19 protein-coding genes are annotated in these 22,928 nt (G+C 60.7%); 2 read left to right on the top strand and 17 right to left on the bottom strand.

Going from position 1 to position 22,928, the window contains the following annotated elements:
* Window positions 1–2: 2 nt before the first annotated feature.
* From araD to F3H58_RS07705, 8 genes are read right to left on the bottom strand one after another with little or no spacing between them, the layout of a single operon-like run.
* Window positions 3–1,727 (bottom strand): L-arabinonate dehydratase, encoded by a 1,725-nt coding sequence (gene araD / locus F3H58_RS07740; RefSeq protein ID WP_149741792.1) that lies wholly within the window; start codon window positions 1,725–1,727, stop codon window positions 3–5.
* Between the two features lie 37 nt (window positions 1,728–1,764).
* The gene (locus tag F3H58_RS07735; RefSeq protein WP_003524613.1) at window positions 1,765–2,844 is read right to left on the bottom strand and encodes an ABC transporter ATP-binding protein; all 1,080 of its coding nucleotides are present in this window, start codon (window positions 2,842–2,844) and stop codon (window positions 1,765–1,767) included.
* A 22-nt stretch (window positions 2,845–2,866) separates the two neighbouring features.
* The gene (locus tag F3H58_RS07730) at window positions 2,867–3,910 is read right to left on the bottom strand and encodes a carbohydrate ABC transporter permease (protein ID WP_149741791.1); all 1,044 of its coding nucleotides are present in this window, start codon (window positions 3,908–3,910) and stop codon (window positions 2,867–2,869) included.
* On the bottom strand, window positions 3,903–4,871 hold the full coding sequence (locus tag F3H58_RS07725) for a carbohydrate ABC transporter permease (protein WP_149741790.1): 969 nt from the start codon (window positions 4,869–4,871) through the stop codon (window positions 3,903–3,905). The genes F3H58_RS07730 and F3H58_RS07725 overlap by 8 nt, the downstream gene beginning before the upstream one ends.
* 57 nt (window positions 4,872–4,928) lie before the next feature.
* Entirely contained in the window at window positions 4,929–6,200 is a 1,272-nt protein-coding gene (locus F3H58_RS07720; protein WP_149741789.1) for an ABC transporter substrate-binding protein, read from the bottom strand.
* Window positions 6,201–6,221: 21 nt separating this feature from the next.
* The gene (locus F3H58_RS07715; protein ID WP_020813259.1) at window positions 6,222–7,295 is read right to left on the bottom strand and encodes a Gfo/Idh/MocA family protein; all 1,074 of its coding nucleotides are present in this window, start codon (window positions 7,293–7,295) and stop codon (window positions 6,222–6,224) included.
* Complete coding sequence (locus tag F3H58_RS07710) at window positions 7,292–8,308, bottom strand: Gfo/Idh/MocA family protein (RefSeq protein WP_149741788.1); 1,017 nt, start codon at window positions 8,306–8,308, stop codon at window positions 7,292–7,294. The genes F3H58_RS07715 and F3H58_RS07710 overlap by 4 nt, the downstream gene beginning before the upstream one ends.
* Window positions 8,301–9,353 (bottom strand): Gfo/Idh/MocA family protein, encoded by a 1,053-nt coding sequence (locus F3H58_RS07705; protein WP_149741787.1) that lies wholly within the window; start codon window positions 9,351–9,353, stop codon window positions 8,301–8,303. Before F3H58_RS07705 ends, F3H58_RS07710 begins: the two co-directional genes overlap by 8 nt.
* A 103-nt stretch (window positions 9,354–9,456) precedes the next feature.
* On the opposite strand from F3H58_RS07705, the gene F3H58_RS07700 reads away from it, so the two are divergent.
* Both F3H58_RS07700 and F3H58_RS07695 read left to right on the top strand, forming a co-directional pair.
* Complete coding sequence (locus tag F3H58_RS07700) at window positions 9,457–10,170, top strand: GntR family transcriptional regulator (RefSeq protein WP_035240481.1); 714 nt, start codon at window positions 9,457–9,459, stop codon at window positions 10,168–10,170.
* A gap of 33 nt (window positions 10,171–10,203) precedes the next feature.
* Window positions 10,204–11,124, top strand: coding sequence for an SMP-30/gluconolactonase/LRE family protein (locus F3H58_RS07695; RefSeq protein WP_188128815.1), 921 nt, complete (start codon window positions 10,204–10,206; stop codon window positions 11,122–11,124).
* A gap of 24 nt (window positions 11,125–11,148) precedes the next feature.
* On the opposite strand, the gene F3H58_RS07690 is transcribed toward F3H58_RS07695, so the two are convergent.
* From F3H58_RS07690 to F3H58_RS07650, 9 genes are all read right to left on the bottom strand, one after another.
* Window positions 11,149–12,462 carry an HlyD family type I secretion periplasmic adaptor subunit gene (locus F3H58_RS07690; protein ID WP_149741786.1) on the bottom strand — a complete coding sequence of 438 codons (1,314 nt, stop codon included), beginning with the start codon at window positions 12,460–12,462 and terminating at the stop codon, window positions 11,149–11,151.
* Entirely contained in the window at window positions 12,449–14,296 is a 1,848-nt protein-coding gene (locus F3H58_RS07685) for a type I secretion system permease/ATPase (RefSeq protein WP_149741785.1), read from the bottom strand. The genes F3H58_RS07690 and F3H58_RS07685 overlap by 14 nt, the downstream gene beginning before the upstream one ends.
* 14 nt (window positions 14,297–14,310) lie before the next feature.
* On the bottom strand, window positions 14,311–15,066 hold the full coding sequence (locus F3H58_RS07680) for a hypothetical protein (RefSeq protein WP_080857326.1): 756 nt from the start codon (window positions 15,064–15,066) through the stop codon (window positions 14,311–14,313).
* A 104-nt stretch (window positions 15,067–15,170) separates the two neighbouring features.
* A complete protein-coding gene (locus F3H58_RS07675; RefSeq protein WP_149741784.1) occupies window positions 15,171–17,945 on the bottom strand; it encodes a TonB-dependent receptor in 2,775 nt (924 codons plus the stop codon).
* A gap of 149 nt (window positions 17,946–18,094) precedes the next feature.
* Entirely contained in the window at window positions 18,095–19,090 is a 996-nt protein-coding gene (locus F3H58_RS07670; RefSeq protein WP_149741783.1) for a FecR family protein, read from the bottom strand.
* A gap of 111 nt (window positions 19,091–19,201) precedes the next feature.
* Entirely contained in the window at window positions 19,202–19,702 is a 501-nt protein-coding gene (locus tag F3H58_RS07665) for an RNA polymerase sigma factor (RefSeq protein WP_003524633.1), read from the bottom strand.
* Window positions 19,703–19,890: 188 nt separating this feature from the next.
* The gene (locus F3H58_RS07660; protein ID WP_149741782.1) at window positions 19,891–20,643 is read right to left on the bottom strand and encodes an ABC transporter ATP-binding protein; all 753 of its coding nucleotides are present in this window, start codon (window positions 20,641–20,643) and stop codon (window positions 19,891–19,893) included.
* Complete coding sequence (locus F3H58_RS07655; protein WP_137004772.1) at window positions 20,637–21,704, bottom strand: FecCD family ABC transporter permease; 1,068 nt, start codon at window positions 21,702–21,704, stop codon at window positions 20,637–20,639. The genes F3H58_RS07660 and F3H58_RS07655 overlap by 7 nt, the downstream gene beginning before the upstream one ends.
* Complete coding sequence (locus F3H58_RS07650) at window positions 21,701–22,840, bottom strand: ABC transporter substrate-binding protein (protein WP_149741781.1); 1,140 nt, start codon at window positions 22,838–22,840, stop codon at window positions 21,701–21,703. Before F3H58_RS07650 ends, F3H58_RS07655 begins: the two co-directional genes overlap by 4 nt.
* Window positions 22,841–22,928: the final 88 nt, after the last annotated feature.

The raw sequence follows: 22,928 nt of genomic DNA, 5'->3' as shown, positions 1-22,928 counted from the left end.
CCTCAGAAAATATCGGGCTCGCCGGCGGTGCGGCCGAAATCCGTCTGCAGGAAGTCGAAATCGCAGCCTTGATCGGCCTGCGTGACATGCTTGGAGAAGAGATAACCATAACCGCGTTCATAACGCGGCGCGGGCGCCTGCCAGGCGGCGCGGCGGCTGGCGATTTCCTCTTCGCTGACCAGCATGTCGAGGCGGCGCTGCGGCAGATCGAGGCGCACGATATCGCCGGTCTTCAGAAGCGCCAGCGGGCCGCCGACGAAGCTTTCCGGCGCGACATGCAGCACGCAGGCGCCATAGGAGGTGCCGGACATGCGGGCATCCGAAATGCGCACCATGTCGCGGTGACCCTTCTTGATCAGCGCCTTCGGGATGGGCAGCATGCCCCATTCCGGAAAACCGGGACCGCCCAGCGGACCGGCATTGCGCAGCACCAGCACATGATCCGGCGTGACATCGAGGTTTTCGTCGTCAATTGCCTTCTTCATCTCCGGATAACTGTCGAAGACCAGCGCCGGGCCTTCGTGAACATGATATTTCGGATCGCAGGCGGCGGGCTTGATGACAGCGCCATCCGGACAAAGATTGCCGCGCAGCACCGCAAGCGAGCCTTCCGCATAGACGGGATTATCGAGCGAGCGAATGACGTCGTCATTATAGACCTTCGCACCCTCGAGATTTTCGCCCATGCTGCGGCCGGTCACGGTGAGCGCCGAACAGTCGAGACGGCTTTCGAGCTGCTTCATCAGCGCCCGCAGGCCGCCGGCGTAATAGAAGTCCTCCATCAGATAGTCTTTGCCGGAGGGGCGGACATTAGCGATGAGCGGCGTGACCCGGCCAAGTTCGTCCAGTTCATCCAGCGTCATCGGAACGCCGGCGCGCCGCGCCATGGCGATCAGATGCACGACGGCATTGGTGGAGCAACCGGTGGCCATCGCAACAATTGCGGCATTACGGAAAGCCGCCGCTGTCAGTATCTGGTTTGGTGTCAAGTCTTCCGACACCATCTCAACGATGCGGCGGCCGCAGGCGGCGGACATGCGCTGATGTCCGGAATCGACCGCCGGAATGGAGGATGCTCCCGGCAGGGTGAGGCCAAGGGCGTCGGTGATGGCGGTCATGGTCGAGGCGGTGCCCATGGTCATGCACACACCGGCGGAGCGGGCGATGCCGCCCTGCACGCCGCGCCATTCCTCGTCGGTGACGTTGCCGGCACGGCGCTCGTCCCAATATTTCCACGCATCCGAACCCGAACCCAGAACCTTGCCGGCATAGTTGCCACGCAGCATCGGGCCGGCCGGCAGATAGATCATCGGCACACCGGCCGAGATCGCGCCCATGACGAGGCCGGGCGTCGTCTTGTCGCAACCACCCATCAGCACCACCCCGTCGAGCGGATGCGAGCGGATCATTTCTTCCGTCTCCATCGCCAGCATATTGCGATAGAGCATCGATGTCGGCTTGGTGAAGCTCTCATCGACCGAAAGCGACGGCATTTCGACGGGGAAACCACCGGCCTGCAACACGCCGCGTTTCACGTCCTTCACCCTTTCCGGGAAATGCGAGTGACAGGTATTCAGCTCCGACCAGGTGTTCAGGATACCGATGACGGGTTTGCCGACAAAATCCTCCTCCGCATAACCGAGCTGCATCATGCGTGAGCGGTGGCCGAAGCTGCGCAGGTCATCGGGTGCGAACCAGCGGTCGGAACGGAGTTTTTTATCGGTCATGTCAATGGTCCTGCGTTGCGGGTTGCGCCAAAGGCTGTCAGTCCTGCCGGAGCGTCAGCCCGCTCGTCGTATCGAAAAGATGAATGTGTTCCAGCGGCGCCGACAGGCGGATAACTTCTCCCGCCGAAGTCGAGGTCTGGCCGGAAAGATGCAGCGTTACCGGAGTGCCGTCGCCGAGATTACCATAGAGATAGGATTCCCCGCCCAGCTGTTCTGCGGTGCGCACAGACATGGTCAGCGCGCCGCCCTCACCGGGCTGCACATGGTTCGGGCGGACGCCGAGCGTCACCTTCTGGCCGGGCTTATAGGAAAAGCCGGTCTGCGGTAGCGGGATCAATTCGCCGGTCGCGATCTTCAGGGACGGCGTTGCATCCGAGGTCACTTCGCCGGCAAAAAAGTTCATCTTCGGCGAACCGATGAAGCCTGCCACGAAGAGATTGGCCGGGCGGTTATAAAGATCGAGCGGCACACCGAATTGCTCCAGCTTGCCGGCACGCAGGACGGCGATCTTGTCGGCCATGGTCATGGCTTCCACCTGATCGTGCGTCACGTAGATCATGGTATTGCCGAGACGCCGGTGCAGGCTTGAAATCTCGCCGCGCATGTCGACGCGCAGTTCCGCATCGAGGTTGGAAAGCGGCTCATCGAAAAGGAACACACGCGGCTCGCGCACGACGGCGCGGCCGATGGCGACGCGCTGGCGCTGGCCACCCGACAGGTCCTTGGGGCGGCGCTCCAGAAGCTGGTCGATCTGCAGCATCTTGGAAACCTGGGAGATCTTTTCGGCGATATCCTTTTTGGAGGTGCCGATGTTCTCAAGCCCGAAGGACAGGTTTTCACGCACCGTCATATGCGGATAAAGGGCATAGGACTGAAACACCATGGCAAGGCCACGATCTGCGGCCGGCACCGTGTTGACCACATCACCGCCGATGACGATATCGCCGCCGCTCAGTTCTTCGAGACCGGAGATCATGCGCAGCAGGGTCGACTTGCCGCAGCCGGAAGGGCCGACGAAAACACAGAATTCGCCGTGTTTGATATCGAGATCGACACCCTTGATCACATCGAGGGCACCATATGTCTTTTTGACCTGACGAAGCTCTATACTTGCCATTGTCGTGTTTCCTCCCTGAGGATTATTTGCCGCCCGTCGATGCAATGCCGGTGGCGATGTATTTTTGCAGGAACATGAAGACCAGCGCGATCGGGGCGAGTGTCAGCACCGTCATGGCCAGAAGGTTGCTCCATTCCGTCGTCATCTCCCCCTGAAAGGAGTTGAGCGCCAGTTGCAGGGTGAAGTTGTCGTTGCGGGTCAGAACGATCAGCGGCCAGAGGAAGTCGTTCCAGCGCCACATGATCGCAAGGATGGCAAGAACGGCAAGCGCCGGAGCCGAAAGCGGCAGAATGATGCGCCAGTAGATCTTCCACTCGCTCGCCTTGTCCATGCGGGCAGCATCAAGGATTTCATCCGGGATCGTCAGCATATATTGCCGCAGCAGGAAGACGCCCGTGGGTGTCGCTGCACCGGGAATGATGACGCCCCAGAGACTGTTGATCATGCCGAGCTGGCTGGTGATGAGAAACAGCGGCACCAGCACGACGGTCTGCGGGATCATCAGCGTGCCGACAACCAACGCCAGCACCGCCCCCCTGCCCTTGAACTGGTATTTCGAGAGCGCGAAGGCCGCCATGGAATTGACGATCAGCATGATGATGGTGGAGGTCACCGTGATGAAGGTCGAGTTCCAGAAATAGAGCGGGAAATTGAAGCGCTGGAAAAGCTCGGTGTAGTTTTCCGTCGCCAGCGCCACTTTTTCAGCCGGTTTCAGCTCGTTGAACGGCATCTTCAGGACTTCGGTTGGCTTGGCCGGGTCAACCACCTGGGCCACGAGACCGATGCGGCGGACCATGCCGAACTTGCGGCCATCCTTGTCGACATAGGCCGGCAGCGGCGCTGCCTGCCCATCCACCACCACGGTTTCTTGCGTATAGGGCAGGAGGCGCGGCGGAAAGCGCTGGAGATCGGCCTCCGTCTTGAACGAGGAAAGCACGAGCCAGACGACGGGACCGAACATCATCAGCACCGCCACGCCGAGATAGGCGTAGGACAGCCAGTCGGTCCAGTGCAGCTTGCCGTTGCGGCCGCGGGTACGGGTCAGAAATGCGCCAATCCTAGCCATCGACCTTGCTCCTGTTTGCCCGGAATTGCAGGGCGGTCAGCACCACGAGGACGACGGCGAGCAGCAGCGAAGCGGCAGCCGCAAGGCCGAAATTGCGGGGCGTCCCGGCAAAGCCGGTCTGATAGATGAATTGAATGATGAAGGTGGTCGCCGAACCGGGGCCACCGCCGGTAAAGGCAAAGACTTCATCGAAAGTCTGCACGCCCTTGATGACCGACAGGACGAGAACGACAAGCATGGTGGGCGCAAGCAGCGGCAGGGTAATGCGCCGGAAGATGCGCCATGGGCTTGCCTTGTCCAGCTGCGCCGCCTCGTAGACATCGCGCGGGATCGCCTGCAGGCCGGCGAGGAGAATGAGCGTATAGAAGCCCATATGCGCCCACACCGACAGGAAGACCGACCAGCCGAAGGCCAGATTGGCCTCGAGCAACCAGTCCACCGAACCGAGGCCGAGCCCCTCCATTGCGGCGTTGAGAACGCCGAAACGCTGGAGAATCCACTTCCAGATCAGCGCGACCACGACGGGTGACAAGAGAACCGGGAAGAAGAAGACCGCGCGAAAAAAGCCACGGGCGCGGATATCGCGATTAAGCACGATGGCCGTGATCAGCGAAAAGCCGACCATGAAACCCACCTGCAGCACGACGAAGAACAGCGTGTTCCAGACGGAGCGCCAGAACAGGTCGCGCTGACAGGAATTGGGATCGAGGTAGTTCTGACAGGAAAGAAGGACCGAGAAATTTTCGCCGCCCACGGCAGGGCGTTCGGAAAGCAATATGTGTTCGCTGCCGGTCACGGAATAGGCCATGTTCAGCACGATCGGCAGAAAGGCGAAGACCGCAAACAGGATCAGATTGGGTGTGAGAAACACCCAGGCAATTCGCCGATGGCCGAGAACCTTTTGCAGAAAGGCAAAGGGCAGTTCGACGATGCCCATCGCGGGCGCAAGAAATTTATACATGAGGGTCCTCCTTCGATCCGGCGCGGCGCGGCATACGCCGCGCCGGAAGGCGATGGATCACTTCGCCTGTTTCAACGCTTCCTCGAGGTCCGTCTTCGCGCGGGCCATGGCCTCATCAACGGTGCTTTCACCGACGATGGCCTGCGTGATGCGCTGGACGGAGATGTTGAACATGGCGCGATTGTTCTTGTAACCCTGATAGGCATAGGCAATCGGGCTGAGGCCGGGAATCTGATCCAGCCAGGCGTTCATGGCCTTCTGCGTCGCAGGCGTCGCACCGGTATAGGTCACACCCTTGTCGGCCACGGCCTTGTGGGCCGGAACGTTGCGGGTGCGAACGGTGAAGTCGAGATAATTCTCGTCCTGAGCCATGAAGTTCAGGATATCGGCAACGATCTTCGGGTTTTTGGTCTGCTTGAAGCCGACGATGCCGGTACCACCAGGCATGCCGGTGCAGGCTGCGCCACCGCAGGGCTGCGGCACGACTTCCCAGTCGAACGCATCGCCCACCTGGCTGTCGAAACGCGCAGTCTGCCAGCTGCCCGAGTAATAATAGACGAGCTGGCCGTTGATGAATTCCTGTGCGGCATCGCGATAGGTATTGCCGCCCTGCCCGGCCCATACGTCACGCGCCATGGTGCCGTCCTTGTTCCATTCGACGAATTTCTTCACGAACGTCGTGAAACCTTCATCGACCAGAATGGGCTTGCCGTCCGCATCGAAAATCTTCGCGCCATAGGAAATGGCCGGGCCGGCAATGCGGTGGCCGGAACGGTCGATGGCCATCGGGTAAGGCGTACCGGTTGCCTTGGCGACGGCATTTGCAGCCTTCGCCCAGTCGTCCAGCGTCGCATCCTTGCCGGGAACCGCGACATTGGCCTGATCGAACAAAGTGCGGTTGATGAAGGCGCCGGTGATGGTGAGCTGGGTATGCATGCCGTAGATGCCCTTGTCGTCAGGGCCGCTGCGATACCATTTCAGCACGTTGGAGAAATTGTCTTCCCAATATTTCGCGTCCACATAGGGCGTGAGATCGAGATAATAGCGGTTTAGGCCGCCAAGGTCGGTCACGGTTGCGAAATCCGGGCCGCTGCCGCCGGCTAGCTGCACGGGCAGGCCTTCCAGCAGCGCCTTGTAGGGTACGACGTCGGTGACGATCTTCACGTCCGGATGCTGCTTTTCGTAACGCGCGAGAATGTCTTTCAGAATTTCGCAGCCGTTGCCGTCATAAGCGCAGGTGAAGCGCACTTCCTCAGCCGCCTGGGCGGTGCCTGCAAAGGACGCCGCGCCAATGGCGAGCGCCAATGCCATGCTGTATTTACCGATCATCTCTTTTCCTCCCTTAGATGATTATGCGTTGGCGGATGCGCGCGGAGCCCAGCCCTTGATCCATTCGCCTTCTGCGGCGTCGGACAGGCGGACCGGCTTTCCTTCCCTGACCGAGCGATAGATGGCGGTGACGAGTTCGATGGACTGCAAGCCGTCGTTCACGGTCACTTCCTTGCCGCCGCGTCCTTCCATCGCGTCGGCAATGGCTTCGACAAAACCGGCAAAGCCGTTTTCGCCATCGGCGACCGTCGCCAGAACAGCGTCGATCTGGTCCTGCGTGGTCGGTGCACGGGCGATGAAACGCCATGTGTCTTCGGCCGGGCGATAGGGCAGCGTGCCGCTCTCGGCGGTGAAGCCTTCGAAGCAGAAGCGGAGTCGGGACGTATCTTCGGCGGCACCGAGCGTCACCGAGCTCGTCGCCAGCGCACCGCTTTTCATGCGGAAGCTGAGCGCCGCGCAATCTTCGGTTTCGATCGTGTTGACGCGCGTATCGGCCATGGCGAACACTTCGTCGACGGGGCCGAGAACATGGCAGAGAAGATCATGGGCGTGGATGGCATGGCCAAGGATAGCGCCGCCGCACTCGCCCTTCCACGTACCGCGCCACGGAATATCGTAATAGCTGGCGCCACGGTTCCAGTGAACTTCCGAACTCGCGACAAAGGCCTTGCCCGCAAGGCCGGCATCGATGAGCGCGCGAAGCTGCCGCATCGCATGTCCGAAACGGTACTGGAAGACGGGAAACACGCCACGGCCGGTCTTTTTGACGGAGTCGATGAGCGCATTTGCCTCCTCAAGCGAGCGGACCAGCGGCTTTTCGCAAACCACATCCTTGCCCGCCGCATGTGCCTTCAGCGTCACGGGAAAATGGAGGTGCGGCGGCAGGCAGACGTCGATGAGCTGGATGCTCTCATCGGCCAGAATCTCATCGAGATCGGTCGTCAGACGGATGGACGTATCCTCACCCGCCACGGAGCGGGCGCGCTCGAGATCGAGGTCGCAGATCGCCTTGACGGAGAAGCGCTCCGGCAACGCCTGATAACCCTTCAGATGCAGGGCGCCGATGCCGGCACCAACGATTGCGACGCCAATCATGCCTTTGCTCCTTCGGCCTTGGCCTGCGCCTGCAGCGACAGGTCGCATACCTTGAACACATGCTCCTGCGTCATCGCCGTTTCGGTGCGGTTGCGGATGTCGTCGCACAGGCGGCCGAAATAGGGCAGGCCGGCACCGGAGGCATCGATATATTCGCAGCGGTCGCCATTCACGAGAACGAGGCGGTCGGTGCCTTCCTTGTTGCCGACATCGACATATTTACGCAGCTCGATGTAACCCTCGGTGCCGAGGATCGTCAGGCGGCCGTCGCCCCAGGTCGGCAGCGCATCGGGCGTGTACCAGTCGACGCGGATATACCCATGACCCTTGTCGCCGCGCAGCACGACTTCGCCGAAATCCTGCAGGCCCGGATCACCGGGGTTGGCATAATTTGCAACGGTGGCGGCCACGATCTCCACTTCGGTCGAGCCGGTGAAGAACATGAACTGGTCGATCTGGTGGCTGGCGATATCGGTGATGATGCCACCGTAAGCTTCGCGCTCGAAGAACCACTTCGGACGAATCTGGCGGTTCAGACGATGCGGGCCGAGGCCAACGGTCTGGATGACGCGGCCGATGGCGCCCTGCGCGACGAGTTCAGCCGCCTTGGTCACGCTCGGAACTTCAAAGCGTTCGGAGAAATCGACGGTCCAGATACGCTTGGTCTTTGCCACGGTCTGGCGAAGGCGATCGAGCTGTTCGAAGGTGGTGCAGCCGGGCTTGTCGGACATGACGTCCTTGCCGGCTTCCATGGCGGCGATTGCGAGATCGGCGCGCTTGGAGGGAATGTCGGCGATCAGCACGAGATCGATGCTGCCATCGGCCAGCAGAGCTTCCTTGGAGGTCGCGCGCGGCACATCCGGGAAGCGCTTGACGAAGCCTTCCACCACGTCTGGCTCGCCTTCGGTCCACCAGCCGGCGAATTCTGCGCCGGCATCCAGCATGTTCTGGGCCATGCCGAAAATGTGCCGGTGCTCAATCCCGAGAGCGACGAACTTGATTGCTTTAGTCATCCTGCAGTTCCACTTCCTTGCCGGTGTCGGCCGAGTTGATGATCGCGTCGATCAATCTGTGAGACAAAAGAGCCGCTTCGCCGGTGACGACCGGGGCGCGCCCTGAGGAGATGGCGTCTGCGAAATCTTCGAAGACGCCCTGATGCCATTCATGCGTGAAAGCCATGGGGTCGGCGCCGCCGCCCGTGCCGGATGCCGCGCCGCCAAAGGTCTCCTGCCGGCCATCGCGCCAGTCGACATGCAGGAGGCCCGAGGCGAGCCGCAGGCTGGCATTGTCGAAATGCAGGACAATCGATTCCGGAGCGCCGGGGAAACTTGCGGTGCTTGCGACCAGCGAGCCGACGGCGCCATTCTTGAAACGAAGGCCGGCCGCGACGTAATCTTCGGTTTCCATGCGATGAAACCGCGTCGTCGCTGCCATGGCCTGAACGCGCGAGACCGGCCCTGTAAGGCTCAGCGCCAGATCGATGGTGTGGATTGCCTGGGAGATCAGAACACCGCCGCCGTCGCGCGCCAGAGTGCCGCGGCCGGGTTCATCATAATAGGATTGCGCGCGCCACCACGGCACGGAAATTTCGCAGAGACCGAGCGCTCCGAGCGTCCCGCCATCCACAAGCTCGCGGGCTTTTTGCGATGCAGCCCGCATGCGGTGCTGGAAGATGATGCCAAGCGTGACGCCGGCCTCACGACATAGGGCGACAAGACCGCCGGCTTCCTTCGTGTTCCGGGCGACGGGCTTTTCCATCAGAATGTGTTTGCCCGCCTTTGCGAGCTGTCCGACGATATCGATGCGGGCATTCGGCGGCGTTGCGATGATGGCGAAATCGACATCCGCATCGCGCGCTGCTTCCTCGACCGAGGAATAAACGACGACCTCATATCCAGTATGTTTCGACGCTTCGGCGGCCAGCGCCCTGGCGCGACCGGAGCCGCTATCGACTAAACCCTTCAGGCGAATTTTTTCCGGACTTGCCGCACAGGCAAGCACATGCGTTTTCGCCACCATTCCGGCGCCAACGATGACGCAGGTCTTGATATTTTGCATTTCGGGAGCCTCCTTCCCAATACGCGATCATTTGCATACCGGTATGCCGGTTGTCAACAGACTTGTGTTCCGGTATACCGGTTATGAAAGCGCTGGAGGGTATATGCCAAAAATTCCCGTAACAGGTGGGACCGTGCCGACAATGGAGCGATTGGATCTTAATCGTCCGGTCGTGGACCAGATCTATTCCGCGCTGAAATCGGCGATCCTTTCCCGGGAGCTTTTTCCCGGCCAGGCGGTTTCGGAGAACGAGATCGGCCAGTTGTTCAATTCCAGCCGAACGCCGGTGCGCGAAGCGCTGAGCCGCCTGCGGGATGACGGCCTGATCGTCACCCTGCCAAGCCGTGGCACCTATGTCTCCAGATTATCGGAAAAGCACATTCGCAGCGCGCAATTCATTCGCGAGGCGCTGGAGGTCGCTGCGGTTTGCAGGCTGTGCCAGATCGGCATAACCGCGGAGGCCGAACAGGAGATCGAACACGCCCTCACCGGCCAGCGCGCAGCCATGCATCGCGGGGACAGAAAGGCTTTCCGTGTACATGACGACCAGTTCCATAGCGCGCTTGCCGCCGCGACGGGGCTTGAGAGGCTGGAGACGCTATTGATCCGCGAAAAGGCGGGGCTGGACCGCCTGCGCGCGCTCGCCATCACCGACGAGGCGCATATGGCGCGGCTGCTCTCCGAACACGAGGCGGTTTACGATGCGATCAAGGCCGGGGACGAAGCCCGTGCGACCGATGGTTTGCGCAAGCACCTGAGACGCGTCCTCGGCATTCTTTCGCAGGTTTTCGAGAACCACCAGGACTATTTCGAATAATTCTGCGCCATCATCTTCAACGGTTCGAGCATCATGAATACGGCAACTCCTGAAAAAGCGCTTGCCATGTCGCAGGCGAAACTTCTGTGCGACACGATGAGCACGCTTGCAGAATCCCCCGTTTGGGATGAGCGGCGACAGGTGCTTTTCTGGTGCGATATACTCGGCAAGGCGGTGCGGTGCGCAGCGCTTGAGCCCGGCCTTTATCGCGAATGGGCGTTTCCCCATACGGTCTCGAGTCTCGGTCTCTGTCGGAACGGCGATCTCATCGTCGCCTGCGGCATGGATATCGTCATCCTCGATCCGGAGAGTGGCGAAACACGCCTTCTCCACTCCCTCCCGTCACCGGACGGCATTCCCTGCCGGCTGAATGACGGACGGATCGGCCCCGACGGCGCCTTCTGGGTGGGAACCATGCACAATGTTCCACTCATGGACATGGAGCCCCATGGTGAACTTTGGCGGATCACCGAAAAAAGCGCCGAGCGCATGCAGACCGGCCTGACATGCCCGAACGGTCTCGCCTTTTCCCCGGAAGGCTCCATCATGTGGCAGAGCGATTCCGTCCAAAAATGGATACGCCGGCGAAAATTCGACAGCAGAAACGGCACATTCGATGAGGGCGTGCTGGTGGCCCGGATGACGGAAGAGACGGGAAGACCCGATGGCGGCTGCCTCGACAGCAGCGGCACCTATTACAGCGCGGGCGTTTCCGCCGGCCTGTTGAACGTTTTCACGCCCGACGGCAGGCATGCGGAGGTGCTCGCAGCGCCCGTCCCGCACCCCACCATGCCGTGCTTCGGAGGACCTGATTTCAGCATCCTTTTCCTGACATCACACCGGCACAACATGTCCGAAGACCGGCTGGCGAAAGCACCATTTTCGGGCGGCGTCTGGGCGATCCCGACACAGACGAAAGGCTTTGCCGCCTTTCGTTTTGGCGAAGGCGGATAAAGCCCGGAAACCGGGCCCAGATTCCTACTCCTCACGGAAGGCGCGGCTGATCTGGTCGGTCAGCGGCTTGGCGATATAGGACAGCGCCGTCCTTTCACTGGTCTGAATGAAGGCCTCGGCCGGCATGCCCGGCACCAGCGGCGCATTGTTCAGCTTCCGCCGCTCGGAGACCGGTACGGAAATCCGTGCCAGATAATAGGAGAGACCGCTGCGCTGATCGGTGGTGATATCCGCCGCGATGCGGCTGACATGGCCTTCCAGTTCCGGCGTGACGCGCTGGTTGAATGCGGTCATGCGCAGCATCGCCTTTTGCCCCAATTGAAGCTGATCGATATCCTTGGGCACGATCTGCACCTCCAGCGCCAGCTCGTCTCCATCAGGCACGATGAGCATGATCGGATCCGCCGGCGTCACCACGCCGCCCACGGTGTGCACGGCCATTTCATGCACCATGCCTGATTGCGGCGCGACAATGTCGATGCGTTTCAGCTGGTCTTCGGCGGCAACCTTGCGCTCGACGAATTCGCCCATCTGGGCCTGTATCTCGCGCAGTTCCCGCCCGACCTCGGTGCGCAATTCCTGATCGATCTGCAGGATTTGCAGCCTGGTTTCGGTGATGCGCCCCGCCGTCTGCGCCTGATAGGCGATTTTCTCGCCGCGCTCACCGCCGAATGTCGCGGCCTGCGTCTGCAGGCTGTTCAGCCGCTGCACGGACACGACACCCTGTTCAAGCAGGGATTTCTGCGAGGTGATTTCAGCCTCCAGCACGGCAAGGCCGTTATCATAGGCGACTTCCTGCGCCTTCAACCCTTCGATCTCATGTTCGAACTGGGTGATACGCTCGGAAAGCTGTGCTTTGCGCCCTTGGCGATAGGATTTGCGGAATTCGAACAGCTTGGTCTCGCTGCGCATGGCGGAGGCGACATCGGCATCGTCTTTTCGCGCCATCAACGCCTGCGGAAAGACGAGTTCCGGCAGATCGTCGCGCTCGGCCTCCAGCCTTGCCATGCGCGCATTCAGCTCATCCAGACGCTTGGTCACGATGGCGAGATTGGCGCGGGTCTGGGTCGCATCAAGGCGCATGACCACATCGCCGGCCTTCACTCTATCGCCCTCATTCACCAGAATTTCGCCGACGACACCGCCGCTCGGGTGTTGTACTTTCTTGCTGTAGGAATCCACCACCAGATGGCCGGAGGCGACAACCGCGCCGGCTAGATTGGTCGTCGCGGCCCATCCGCCGACGCCGGCCAGCAGCGCTGCACCCGCAGCAAGGCCGGCAACAAGATGTTTGCGGATGGAGCGAGACACATGGCTGCGCTGGTCAATGTTTGACATCCGCATCTCCCTCCTGGCTGTTCTCTTCACGGACGTCTTCCAGCACCAGCGCCTGCGGCTGGGTATTGGCGACGACGCGCAGCGGCGAGATCGTCTGGGCGGATGCGGTAAATCCCTTGGCAGCCTGCGCCTGCGGAACGCGCAGTACCTTCGACAGGACCTCGTCGCGCGGGCCGAAGGCCTTCATCCTCCCCTCTTCCATCATCAGAATGAAATCGACAGCACCGATGGCGCTCGGCCGGTGGGCAACGACGACGGCAATGCCGCCCCGCGCCTTGACCGAGGAAATCGCCTTGACCACGGCGGCTTCGCCTTCCGCATCGAGATTGGCGTTGGGTTCGTCCAGCACCACGATGAAGGGATCGCGGTATAGCGCTCGGGCAAGGCCGATGCGCTGGCGCTGCCCGGCGGAAAGCGCCGAACCCGCCTCGCCGATATCGCTGTCATACCCCTTTTCGAAACGCAGGATCAGTTCATGCGCGCCCGCAGCCCTGGCCGCCGCGATGATGGCGTCAGGATCGGGATTATCCTCGAAACGGGAGATATTTTCACCGATCGTGCCGTCGAACAGCTCCACGCCCTGCGGCAGATAGCCGATATGGCGGCCCAGCGCCTCCCGGTCCCACTGCTCGAAACTTGCACCGTCCAGCCGTACCTTGCCGGCCGCCGGCATCCACGCGCCGGTGAGAATGCGCGCGAGCGTGGATTTGCCCGAGCCGGAGGGGCCGATGACGCCGAGCGCGTTTCCGGCGGTCACGATGAAGCCAAGGCCGGTAACGGTCGGTTTTCTTTCTCCCGGCGGAACGATGGTGACGTTTTCGACCCGCAATTCCTTTTCGGGCTTCGGCAGGGCCATGGCGGCGGCATTGGCCGGCATCTGCGCAAAAAGCTCCCTCAGCCGTGCCCAGCTCTGCCGGGCGGCCACGAAGGACTTCCAGTTGGAAATGGCGAGATCGACGGGCGCCAAGGCCCGGCCCATCATGATCGAGCTGGCGATCATCACGCCACCCGAGGCCTCCTGATTGATGACGAGCCAGGCGCCGACCGCCAGAATGGCCGATTGCAGCACGACCCGCAAAGACTTTGCGATATTGCCGAGACCGCCGGCCACATCGCCCGCCTTGCGATTGGCGGCAAGATAAGCCTCGTTGGAAGTTTGCCAGCGCTTTCCGAGCCGGCCGCCAAGCCCCATGGCCTGCACGACTTCGGCATTGCGGCGCGAGGCCTCCAGCTGCCGGTTACGGGCCATATTCTCGACCATGGTGTCGCGGATCGGCTTCTGCGAGAAAATATTGGTGAGGATCGTCAGGGAGACAAGCACTATCGCGCCGGCAAGCGCCGTCACACCGATCCAGAAGTGAAACAGAAAACATATGCCGAGATAAAGCGGCATCCACGGCAGATCGAAAAAGGCCGTCGGCCCGGTGCCGGAGAGAAAACCGCGCACATTATCGAGATCACGCAGCGGCTGCAGCCCGTCGCCCGGCATGCGGTTGACGAGCGGCAGGCGCACCACCGCATCATGCACCCTGCCGGAGTGTCGCATGTCGAAATCTTCACCGATGCGGATCAGAACGCGGGCGCGGATAATATCGAGCAGGCACTGGAAGCCATAAAGGCCAAGCGCGAGAATGGCGATTCCGACCAGCGTCGGCAGGCTGCCGCTTGCCAGAACCCGGTCATAAACCTGCAGCATGAAGAGCGGCGACGTGAGCGCGAGTATATTGACCACGCCGCTGACCAGCGCAACGCCGAGAAATGTGCTTTTAAGGGGCGAAACAACCGCCGCAGTGAGGGACTGCGGCGGTGTCTGCTGGTGGTTTTGAAAGCCCACAGCCTGATTTTCCTTTACGCGGCAAGCGCCGATGCGCTGGCGAAAATGAAGTCCGATGCGTCGAGCACATTTGCATCGACGCCATTCAGTGTGACGGAGACGGACGTGTCTGTGGCAGAAAGGATAACGGCATTTCCGTTATCATTATACCACAACAAATCGTCCACCGAAGTTGCCCCCCAGGCGGAAACGTCAAGCGTATCCGTGCCGTCCTGATAGCCGTAGGTTCCGGTCGGGCCAGCCGCCACAACGTCGTTGCCGCCGGAGAATACGAAGGTGTCTGCGCCGGCAAAGCCGGTCAGGGTGTTGGAGGCAGCCGTGTCCTCGATCACCGTGCCAGTGGCGGCAAAGTAGTCATAGAAGCCGGCCAGCGAACCGAAACGGGCAAGCTGGTAGACGGCGAGATCGAGAAGATCGCGAGCACCGGCGAGCGAATAGGCGCTGTCGGGATCGATCAGCAGTTCCTGCTGGCTGACGGCGATGCCGCTGGTGGACTGGCTGTAGCCGGTGCCTAGAACGATGCTGTCGACCGAACCCGTCAGGTTGCCCTGGGAGTACTGCAGAGCGCCGCTCATGACGATTCCCTTGCCGCCGGTGCTGCCATCGCCCCACGCCTCATAGGTCGTGTTCGGATCGATGGTGGTGGTGGCGAGAGAGCTGGTCTGAGCGTCGTAGAACGCACCATAGGTCGAACCAAAACCGCTCGTCCAACCGTTGAGGTAGCCGATCAGATCGGAGGAAGACTGCGTCAGTTGAATTGTGGTAGCCATAGGTGTACTCCTTTGCTGGCCAATATCGATACCTTCGTCCTGTGGCGAAGGCGTTTCATCTCCGGGACGGGCTGCAACCCTGCCCGGAGAATTTCTTCCACGGTTCAGAACTTCACGTTCATCGTCGCGATAAAGGTGCGGCCCGGCGCCGTGTAGGCGCTGGCTGCCGGGATGTATTTGCGGTCCGTCAGGTTGTTGACGGCGAAGCGAAGCATGGCCTTGTCGTTGAAGGCATAGGAACCGTAGAGATCCACCGTCGTGTAGGGATCGGTCACCTCACGCAGATTGCCTTCCGTATCCAGCGTGCGCGACTGTGTCGGCGTGACATGGTTGAGCCTTGCGCCCAGCGAGAATTTTTCATCGAAGAAACGCATGCCGCCATCGAGCGTCAGCTTCACCTTGGGCGCGACGTCGCCCGGCCAGGCAACGATTTCGCCCGTTGTGGTGGTCGTGCCGTTGGAAAAAACCTGCGTCTTTTCAGGCCATTCTGTTTTCAGAAAGGTTGCCGAACCGCCGATCCAGAAACTGCGGGCATCGTAATTGCCCTCGAATTCAAGCCCGCGCATATAGGTCGTGCCGTCCAGATTGACGAAGCTGGTATAGGTGCGGTCGAGCACCTGATCCGTAACGAGATAACCGAGCGCGATATAGTCCTTCACCTCGCGGCGAAAGGCAGCCATTTTGATGCGAATGGAATCATCATCCAGCAGCACGCCGTCGAAGCTCATATTCGCGCCGACTTCGTAGGTCGTCGCCTTTTCGGCACGCAGGGCCTGGTTCGGAGCGTATTCGTATCCGGGGCTGTCGCCCGGACGTGCTCCAGCGAAAAAAGCCTCGAGAATTGTCGGCGGACGCAGGCTCTGGGAATAGCTCACATAGGGGCGGAACCAGTCGACTGGTTTCAGTTCGATGGTGGCCGAGGGCAGCCAGGCGCTGTAGGTGCGATCGATATCGACTTCATGCGAGGGATATTCGGTGACCGGCGTATTGGTGGTTATACCGGTGCCCGGCATACAGTTGGCCGATGTCCGCGGCCAGATGCTGACGAGAAAAATATTATAACGGGATGCCCATATGGGGGAGTTTGCAGGCAGAAAGACCCGATTGAAGTATTCCAGGGCCGTATAGTGATTGCGAACAAGGTCGCAAGGCACACTTGTCGTTACTATCGATTCCTTGACACTATAATAGGTCGCAGATCCTTTCAGGCGCGACCAGTCGTAACGCACGCCTCCACTCAGAGTGATCCAATCGGCCGGCTCCAGTTCACCATTCAAAAACAGGCTGGCGACGTCGCGCCGCCCGGCAGGGCTGAATGACGTGTAGCTGCTGGCGAAAGAAGGATTTTCCGCGATTTTGGCGCTTGTCGCAACGGATGTGGCAATGTCCCGGAAGGCTTCTGCCCCATAGTTCAGACTGAGCGCGCCCGCCGCCGTATCAAAGCGACTGGTATTTTCCAGGCTGCCACCGAAGCTGCGCAGGCCCATGTCAAGGTTCGTTTCGGCCGCGTATCTCTCTCGTTCCGCCCGCAGTTCATGCGTCATATTATCGTTCAGCCAAAGCGACGACTTGAAGTCGATGAGTTCGCTCTCCGGGTCCCAGTCAAGCTTCGCGACGACGCTGTCGTTTCGCACGCTTTCCCGGTCGATCACCTCAGATGCGCCCTGAACGAAGTCATTCTCCTGATGCATCCAGGACAGCGAGGCCTTCACGTCGCCGAAGTCGCCTTCGCCCTTGAAAAAGGTCGACCAGCCGTCGCGGCCAAGCAGATCCTTCATTGTCAGCGCGGTGCTTCGAGCCTCGCCTTTTGTGCCGACCTTGTATTCATCCATGATCGTGCGGCTGTAGCCGGCGACGAAGGAGAGAGGACCATCAGGCGAGCGGACGGCACCGAGAACCGAGCCCTGAAAATCATAACCATTGGTGCCGCGGGAAACATTCGCTTCCCCACCCTTGTTTTCACCCTCGGCGATGAGATCGTCGGCGCTGACGGTTCGGAACTCGACCTTGCCGCCCAGAGAGCCGGCATTACCCGACCGCGCATTGGTTATTTTCTCGATCTCGACGGCACGGATGAAAGCGACATCCACATAACCCTGCCCGGCGCTCGCGGTGTAGCTCGTGGCGCCGCCGAAAGCCGCACCGCGCTGCGCATTCTGCCGTGCGCCATCGATGGAGACGACCACGCGGCCGCTTTCCTGCAAGCCGCGCACATTGGGCGAAACGGTTGGGAAGCTGCCATTGCCCTCGCCGGCATAAACACCGGAAACCCGGTTGAAAACGTCGCGCGTATTGCGCACGCCGGCCGACTGGATTGCCTCGCGGCCGACCACGCTGACGCTGGCGGGCGTTTCATAAACCCAGTCGGGCGTCCCCTGATAACCGGAACCGGCAATGGAGTTGCGCCCGGTCTTGCCGGTCAGGGTAATGGTTTCCAGAACCGTCGTACCCTCCGCCGCGGAAAAATCGACGGTCGATTGCCCCGTGCCGATGACGATGGTTCTGCCATTGCCGGCGATACGGAAATTGACGCCCGTTCCCGCCAGCAACCGCGACAGCGCCTCCCGCACCGTGAAACTGCCGGTGACGGCATTGGTGCGCACATTGCCCGCCGCCGGCGTGGCAAGCGTGACCTGAAGGCCGGATTGCCGCCCGAAAGCACCCACGACCGATGACAGCGACTGGGCGGGAATATTGAACGGCCGCGTCGCCCCCTGCTCGCCGCCTGGGCGCTGGGAATTGGCGTTGTTAGCTCCGGTCTGGGCCAGAACGGGCGTCGCGAATGAAACGGCGACCGCCGTTGTCGCCAGCAGCACGGCCCTGCGAGCCTGCTTTGCTGCTTTTTCCCCTGAACCACTCTTGCATGTCTGGAGGCGCATACTGCTTTTGTCTTCCTGTCTTTCGCTCCGGATATATCTTGACCGGATTACTCAACAAAAAGACGATTGCCGCGTCGATTTTTTTCAGGCTTTCAGAAGAAATTTTATAAACCACTGAAAATAAATATGATTTTTTGTTTCGGAATATTTCAGAAGCGGGTGATGATGCGGACGCTGCCGCCAATCGCATGCACCTTGCCCTTATAGGGCTCCACCAGGGCCTCCAGCGCGCGATCCGGGTCGCGCAGATCGTAAAATCCTGTCACCCTCTGCTCCGCAAGCCGCTTGTCGGCCATGGTCAGCCACGCCGGATGGTAACGCTGGATCTGCTCCACGACCGAGCCTATCGTCGCATCGACCACATAGAGTTCGCCGTTGCGCCAGCCGCCAATATCCTCGACGGAAACAGTCTCTTTGCGGATCGCGCCGGAAGCGTCGACGATCAGCATCTCGCCCGGCACCAGCCGCGTTGGCGGCGCATTGCGGAAAGAAGCCTCCACAGAACCGTGCGCCAGCGCCACCTGGGTCACTCCATCCGTCAGGTCGACGTCGAAAGCCGTGCCCAGCACCTGAACGGTCACGTTTTTTGCCTCCACGACGAAGGGACGCGTTTTGTCCGGCACGACGTCGAAAAAGGCTTCTCCCTTCAGCACCGTCACATTGCGACGGCCATTCGTGAAATCCGTTGAAAGCGCGCTCGCGGCGGCAAGCTGCACTTTGCTGCCGTCTTCGAGGGTGATCGTGCGGCTTTCGGCGGTGGTGGTCTGATAGTCCGCCTCCAGGCGAACGAAAAATGCCGGAACGAACAGCACCGCAAGACAGAGGGACGCCGCCGCCACAGCCGCGCCGGCATAGTGCCGCACGGACCAGCGCCGCCGCTGCGGCTTTGTCGCGGCCTTGCCGGGCAGATGCGGCGCATCTTCCCAGAGGTTCTTGAATTCCGGCTCCACCAGGCCGAGATTGCGCCACGTCTTGCATGTTCGTTCCCAGGCGAGACGGTTTGCCGGCGCTGCCGCCAGCCATTGCTCAAATTCCGCCTTGAGCCGCGGTTCCGCCGAGCCAGACTGCAAGCGCAGCAGCCAGTCGGCCGCCTCCTCCGCCTTACCGGCCGGCAATTCAATTTTTTTCTCTGGATCAATGGTCATTGAACCGGGCCAGTTCCTTTGCGGGGCGCAGCAGAAGCGTCGTCTTCTGCATTGCTATAAAGACGTTTGAGGAAGAGATTTTTTTCACAGGGCGGGACAATCGGGACTATTTTACTTCATTTCTTTAGTAATCGCGGCAATGCTGCCCTTGATCAGACGATGTGCGCTGGCCACGGACACGCCGAGGTGACGCGCAATCTCTTCCATATTGTAACCACCGAATCTGTGCATTTCCAATGCCACCCGCGCCTGAACCGGCAGGCCGGCCAAAATAGTCCGCATCTGCCGGACTTCGTCACAGAAAAGGGCGTGCTCCTCCGGCGTACCATTGTCCTGCGGCACGCCCCAGAACGGCGTATCGTCCGGCCGTTCCCGAAGGTCTTGGCGGCTGCGCCGGCGATTGTCGAGCGCAAGATTGCGAACGATGCGAAACAGATAGGATTTGAGATTGGAAGGATTGCCGGAGGCCTCGGGAACGAATTTCAGGAATGCTTCCTGAACCACGTCCTCCGCATCCGCCCGCGACCCCAGAATGAGGGTGGCGTATTTGATCAGGTCGACCCTATGCGCGACGTAAGCGTTATAACGCTTGTCATCTTCCCGTATGCCCATGTCTCAACCGAGAGAAATTTCAAGGATCGACGAAACCTGCCGCCCCCGAATGGCCGCGCAGCTCTGCCGTTCAAAGCTCTAGCACCCAAACCGTGGATCGAACAGATATTTCATGACTATTATCATCAAGAATTTGTGCAGACCGCATCGAGCGGACCCGGCAGCGAAGGCGGCCGGGTCTTGACCTGTCAGATGGCCCCGTCGACGATGACCATGGGTCTGCCCTGCGAGCAGGGTTCGATACGGGCATCGATGCGATAGATATCGCGCAGCATCTCCGGGGTTATAACCGCCTCCGTGCTGCCGCTCACCACCATTTCACCACGCGCGATAACCATCGTATTGGCGCAATAACGAAGCGCATGGTTGAGGTCATGCAGAGCGATCAGCACGATCATGCCGGTCTTCTGCGCCAGATCGGTAACGAAGCCCAGAACCTCGATCTGCCGGTGAAGATCGAGCGCAGACGTCGGCTCGTCCATCAGCAACACTTCCGGCTTTCGCGCCAGCGCCTGCGCCAGCGAAACAAGCTGCCGCTGACCGCCGGACAATTCGCCAAGCCCGCGGAAAGCCAGGTCATGGATTTTCAGCGCCTTGAGAATGGCGTCGATCTCGAAAAGCTCATCGTCATGGACCCGCCAGCCGCCGCCCTGCTTGGCGGAAAGAAGCACGGATTCATAGACAGTCAGAACGGCGTTGGCACCGGTATCCTGCGGCATGTAGCAGATGGCGCGGTTGCCGCGGGCCGTATCGGAGAGCTCGACCAGTCCGGGGCCGGAAATCAGGCTGGCGATACGTTTGAAAAGCGTGGACTTGCCGGCGGCATTCGGGCCGATCACGGCCGTCACACTGCCGCTTTCCAGCGTATCGATGCCGACCTTGGAGAGAACCGTGATGCGTCCATAGGCGGCGCCGACATCTTTCAGTACGAGCGCTACCATGCGCGCCTCCTGTTGCCGAAAATAAGCGCGAAGAAGAACGGAACGCCGACGAGCGCCGTAATGACGCCGATCGGCAGAATAGCGCCGGGAATGAGAACCTTGCTGATGACCGAGGTTGCCGACAGAAGCAGCGCACCGCAGATCACCGAGCCGGGCAGGAAGAAACGCTGGTCCTCACCCACCACCATGCGGGCGATGTGCGGACCGACCAGCCCGACGAAACCGATTGTGCCGACAAAGGAAACCGGAATGGCCGCCAGCAGGCTGACCGTCAGCATGGTCGTCAACCGCAGCCGCCGGACATTGATGCCCATGCTGGCCGCCTTGTCATCGCCGAGCCTCAGCGCCGTCAGCGCCCAGGCATTGCGCATGAACAACGGCACGGTGACGAGGAGGATGGCGGCGGTAATATAGACCTTGTCCCAGGTCGCCTTCGTCAGGCTGCCCATGGTCCAGAAAACCACGGCGGCAAGCGCCTGTTCGGAGGCCAGATATTCGAGCAGCGACAGCGCCGCATTGAAGGTGAACACCAGCGCGATGCCGAGCAGCACGATGGTTTCGACCGTCACCCCGCGAAGCGTCGAGGCGAAATGGATGAAGAGAGCCGCGACCATGGCCATGATGAAAGCGTTGATCGGCACCATGTAATGCACGGCGCCCGGAAAGATCGCCACGCCGCCAACCAGCGCCAGCGCCGCACCGAAGCTTGCCGCCGCCGAAATGCCGAGCGTGAAGGGGCTGGCGAGCGGGTTCGACAGGATGGTCTGCATCTGCGCACCCGCAACCGAAAGCGACGCTCCGACTGTCACCGCCATCAGCGCGATCGGCATGCGAATATCCCAGATCACCACCCGGAGCTGGTTTCCAACGGCGGCCGGATCGGCAATCGTCGCCAGAACCTCGGAGAGCGAATAGCGCGCCGGACCGAGCGCCATGTCGGCGGCCATGCTGAAACACAGGGCGATAAAAAGCCCGAAGAGGATGATTATCCTGCGCGCGGCAAGGGCGCGATATTGATCGCGCCCACTGATGCCAACCGCGCTTTCATTCAGCGAACTCATTGGTTCAAACCTTTTTCGAGCGAGGCGAAATAGCCCGGCTTGTAGGTGACGGGGAGGAATTTGCGGTGAAACTCCTCGAAATTCTTTTCCGGATCGAGATCGGCGAAGAGATCGGGATGGAACCACTTGGCGAATTGCTGGATCGGGAAGAATTCGTAGGGGGCGCCATAGAACTGGTGCCAGACGGCATGGACATTGCCTTGCTTCACGGCCTTCAGTTCCGGAAGTGGCGTGCGCTTCATCAGATTGGCCAGCCGCTCACGCGAGAGAGCCATATCCGCCCCGCGTCCGACAGGAACGAACTGGTTGATGTCGGACTCGGCAGCCCAGTTGGAGCCGGTGACGATGACGTGGTCCGGATCGGCAACGACGAGCTGTTCGGGATTGAGGTCGCCGAACGTCGTCTTGATGATGCCGTCGGCAATGTTGTGACCGCCGGCGAGATCGACCATCGCGCCGAAATTGACGGGTCCGAAAGTGCGGCAGCAATTGTTTTCGCCGGAAATGCCGGGGGCGCGTTCAATGAAGACGTTCGGGCGCTTCAGGTCCTTGACGCTGGCGAGCCGGTCGGTCACGCGGGCGATTTCGGCGCGGCGATAAGCGATGAATTCCTTCGCCCGCTCTTCGGCGCCGAAGAGTTTGCCGAGAATTTCGACCGAGGCTTCGCTGTTCTTTTCAGGATCGATGCGGAAATCGAGATAGATGATCTTGATGCCGGCGGCGGCGGCCTTTTCTTCGAAACCGCTCTCCTTGGCGGATTTCTCCGCTTCCAGATTGAGGGTGATCACATCGGGTGAAAGGGTGATGGCCGTTTCCAGGCTGAAATCGCCCTGCGGCACGTAACCGAAGCGCGGCAGTTTCTCGATCTGCGGAAAACGCTCGACATAGGCGGTGTAGCTGTCGGGGTCCTTCTTTAGAAGATCGTCACGCCAGCCGACGATGGTGTCAAAGGTCTTGTCGCCCTTGAGCGCGGCAATGACATGCACCTGGCGCGCCTCACCGACGATGACGCGTCTGGCGGGCAGGTCCAGCTCGACTTTACGCCCGGTAACATCGGTAATCTCGGCCGCCAGAGCCGGCATAGCGAGAAGGGAGAAAGCCAGCACCGCGAGATGCCTGAGAGCGTTGAGCCGCATGAGCAGTCCTCATTGAGTTCCAAAACAAAGCGATAAAGCCGCATGGCTGCGGCTTTATCCATCGGTCGGACGGCGCTCCCCTTCACCG

Origin of the sequence: Rhizobium sp. NFACC06-2, assembly GCF_900101425.1 — a bacterium.
GTDB lineage: Bacteria > Pseudomonadota > Alphaproteobacteria > Rhizobiales > Rhizobiaceae > Agrobacterium > Agrobacterium leguminum.
Note: the sequence above shows the minus strand (reverse complement) of the source record. Positions and strands in the feature narration are given on the sequence as shown.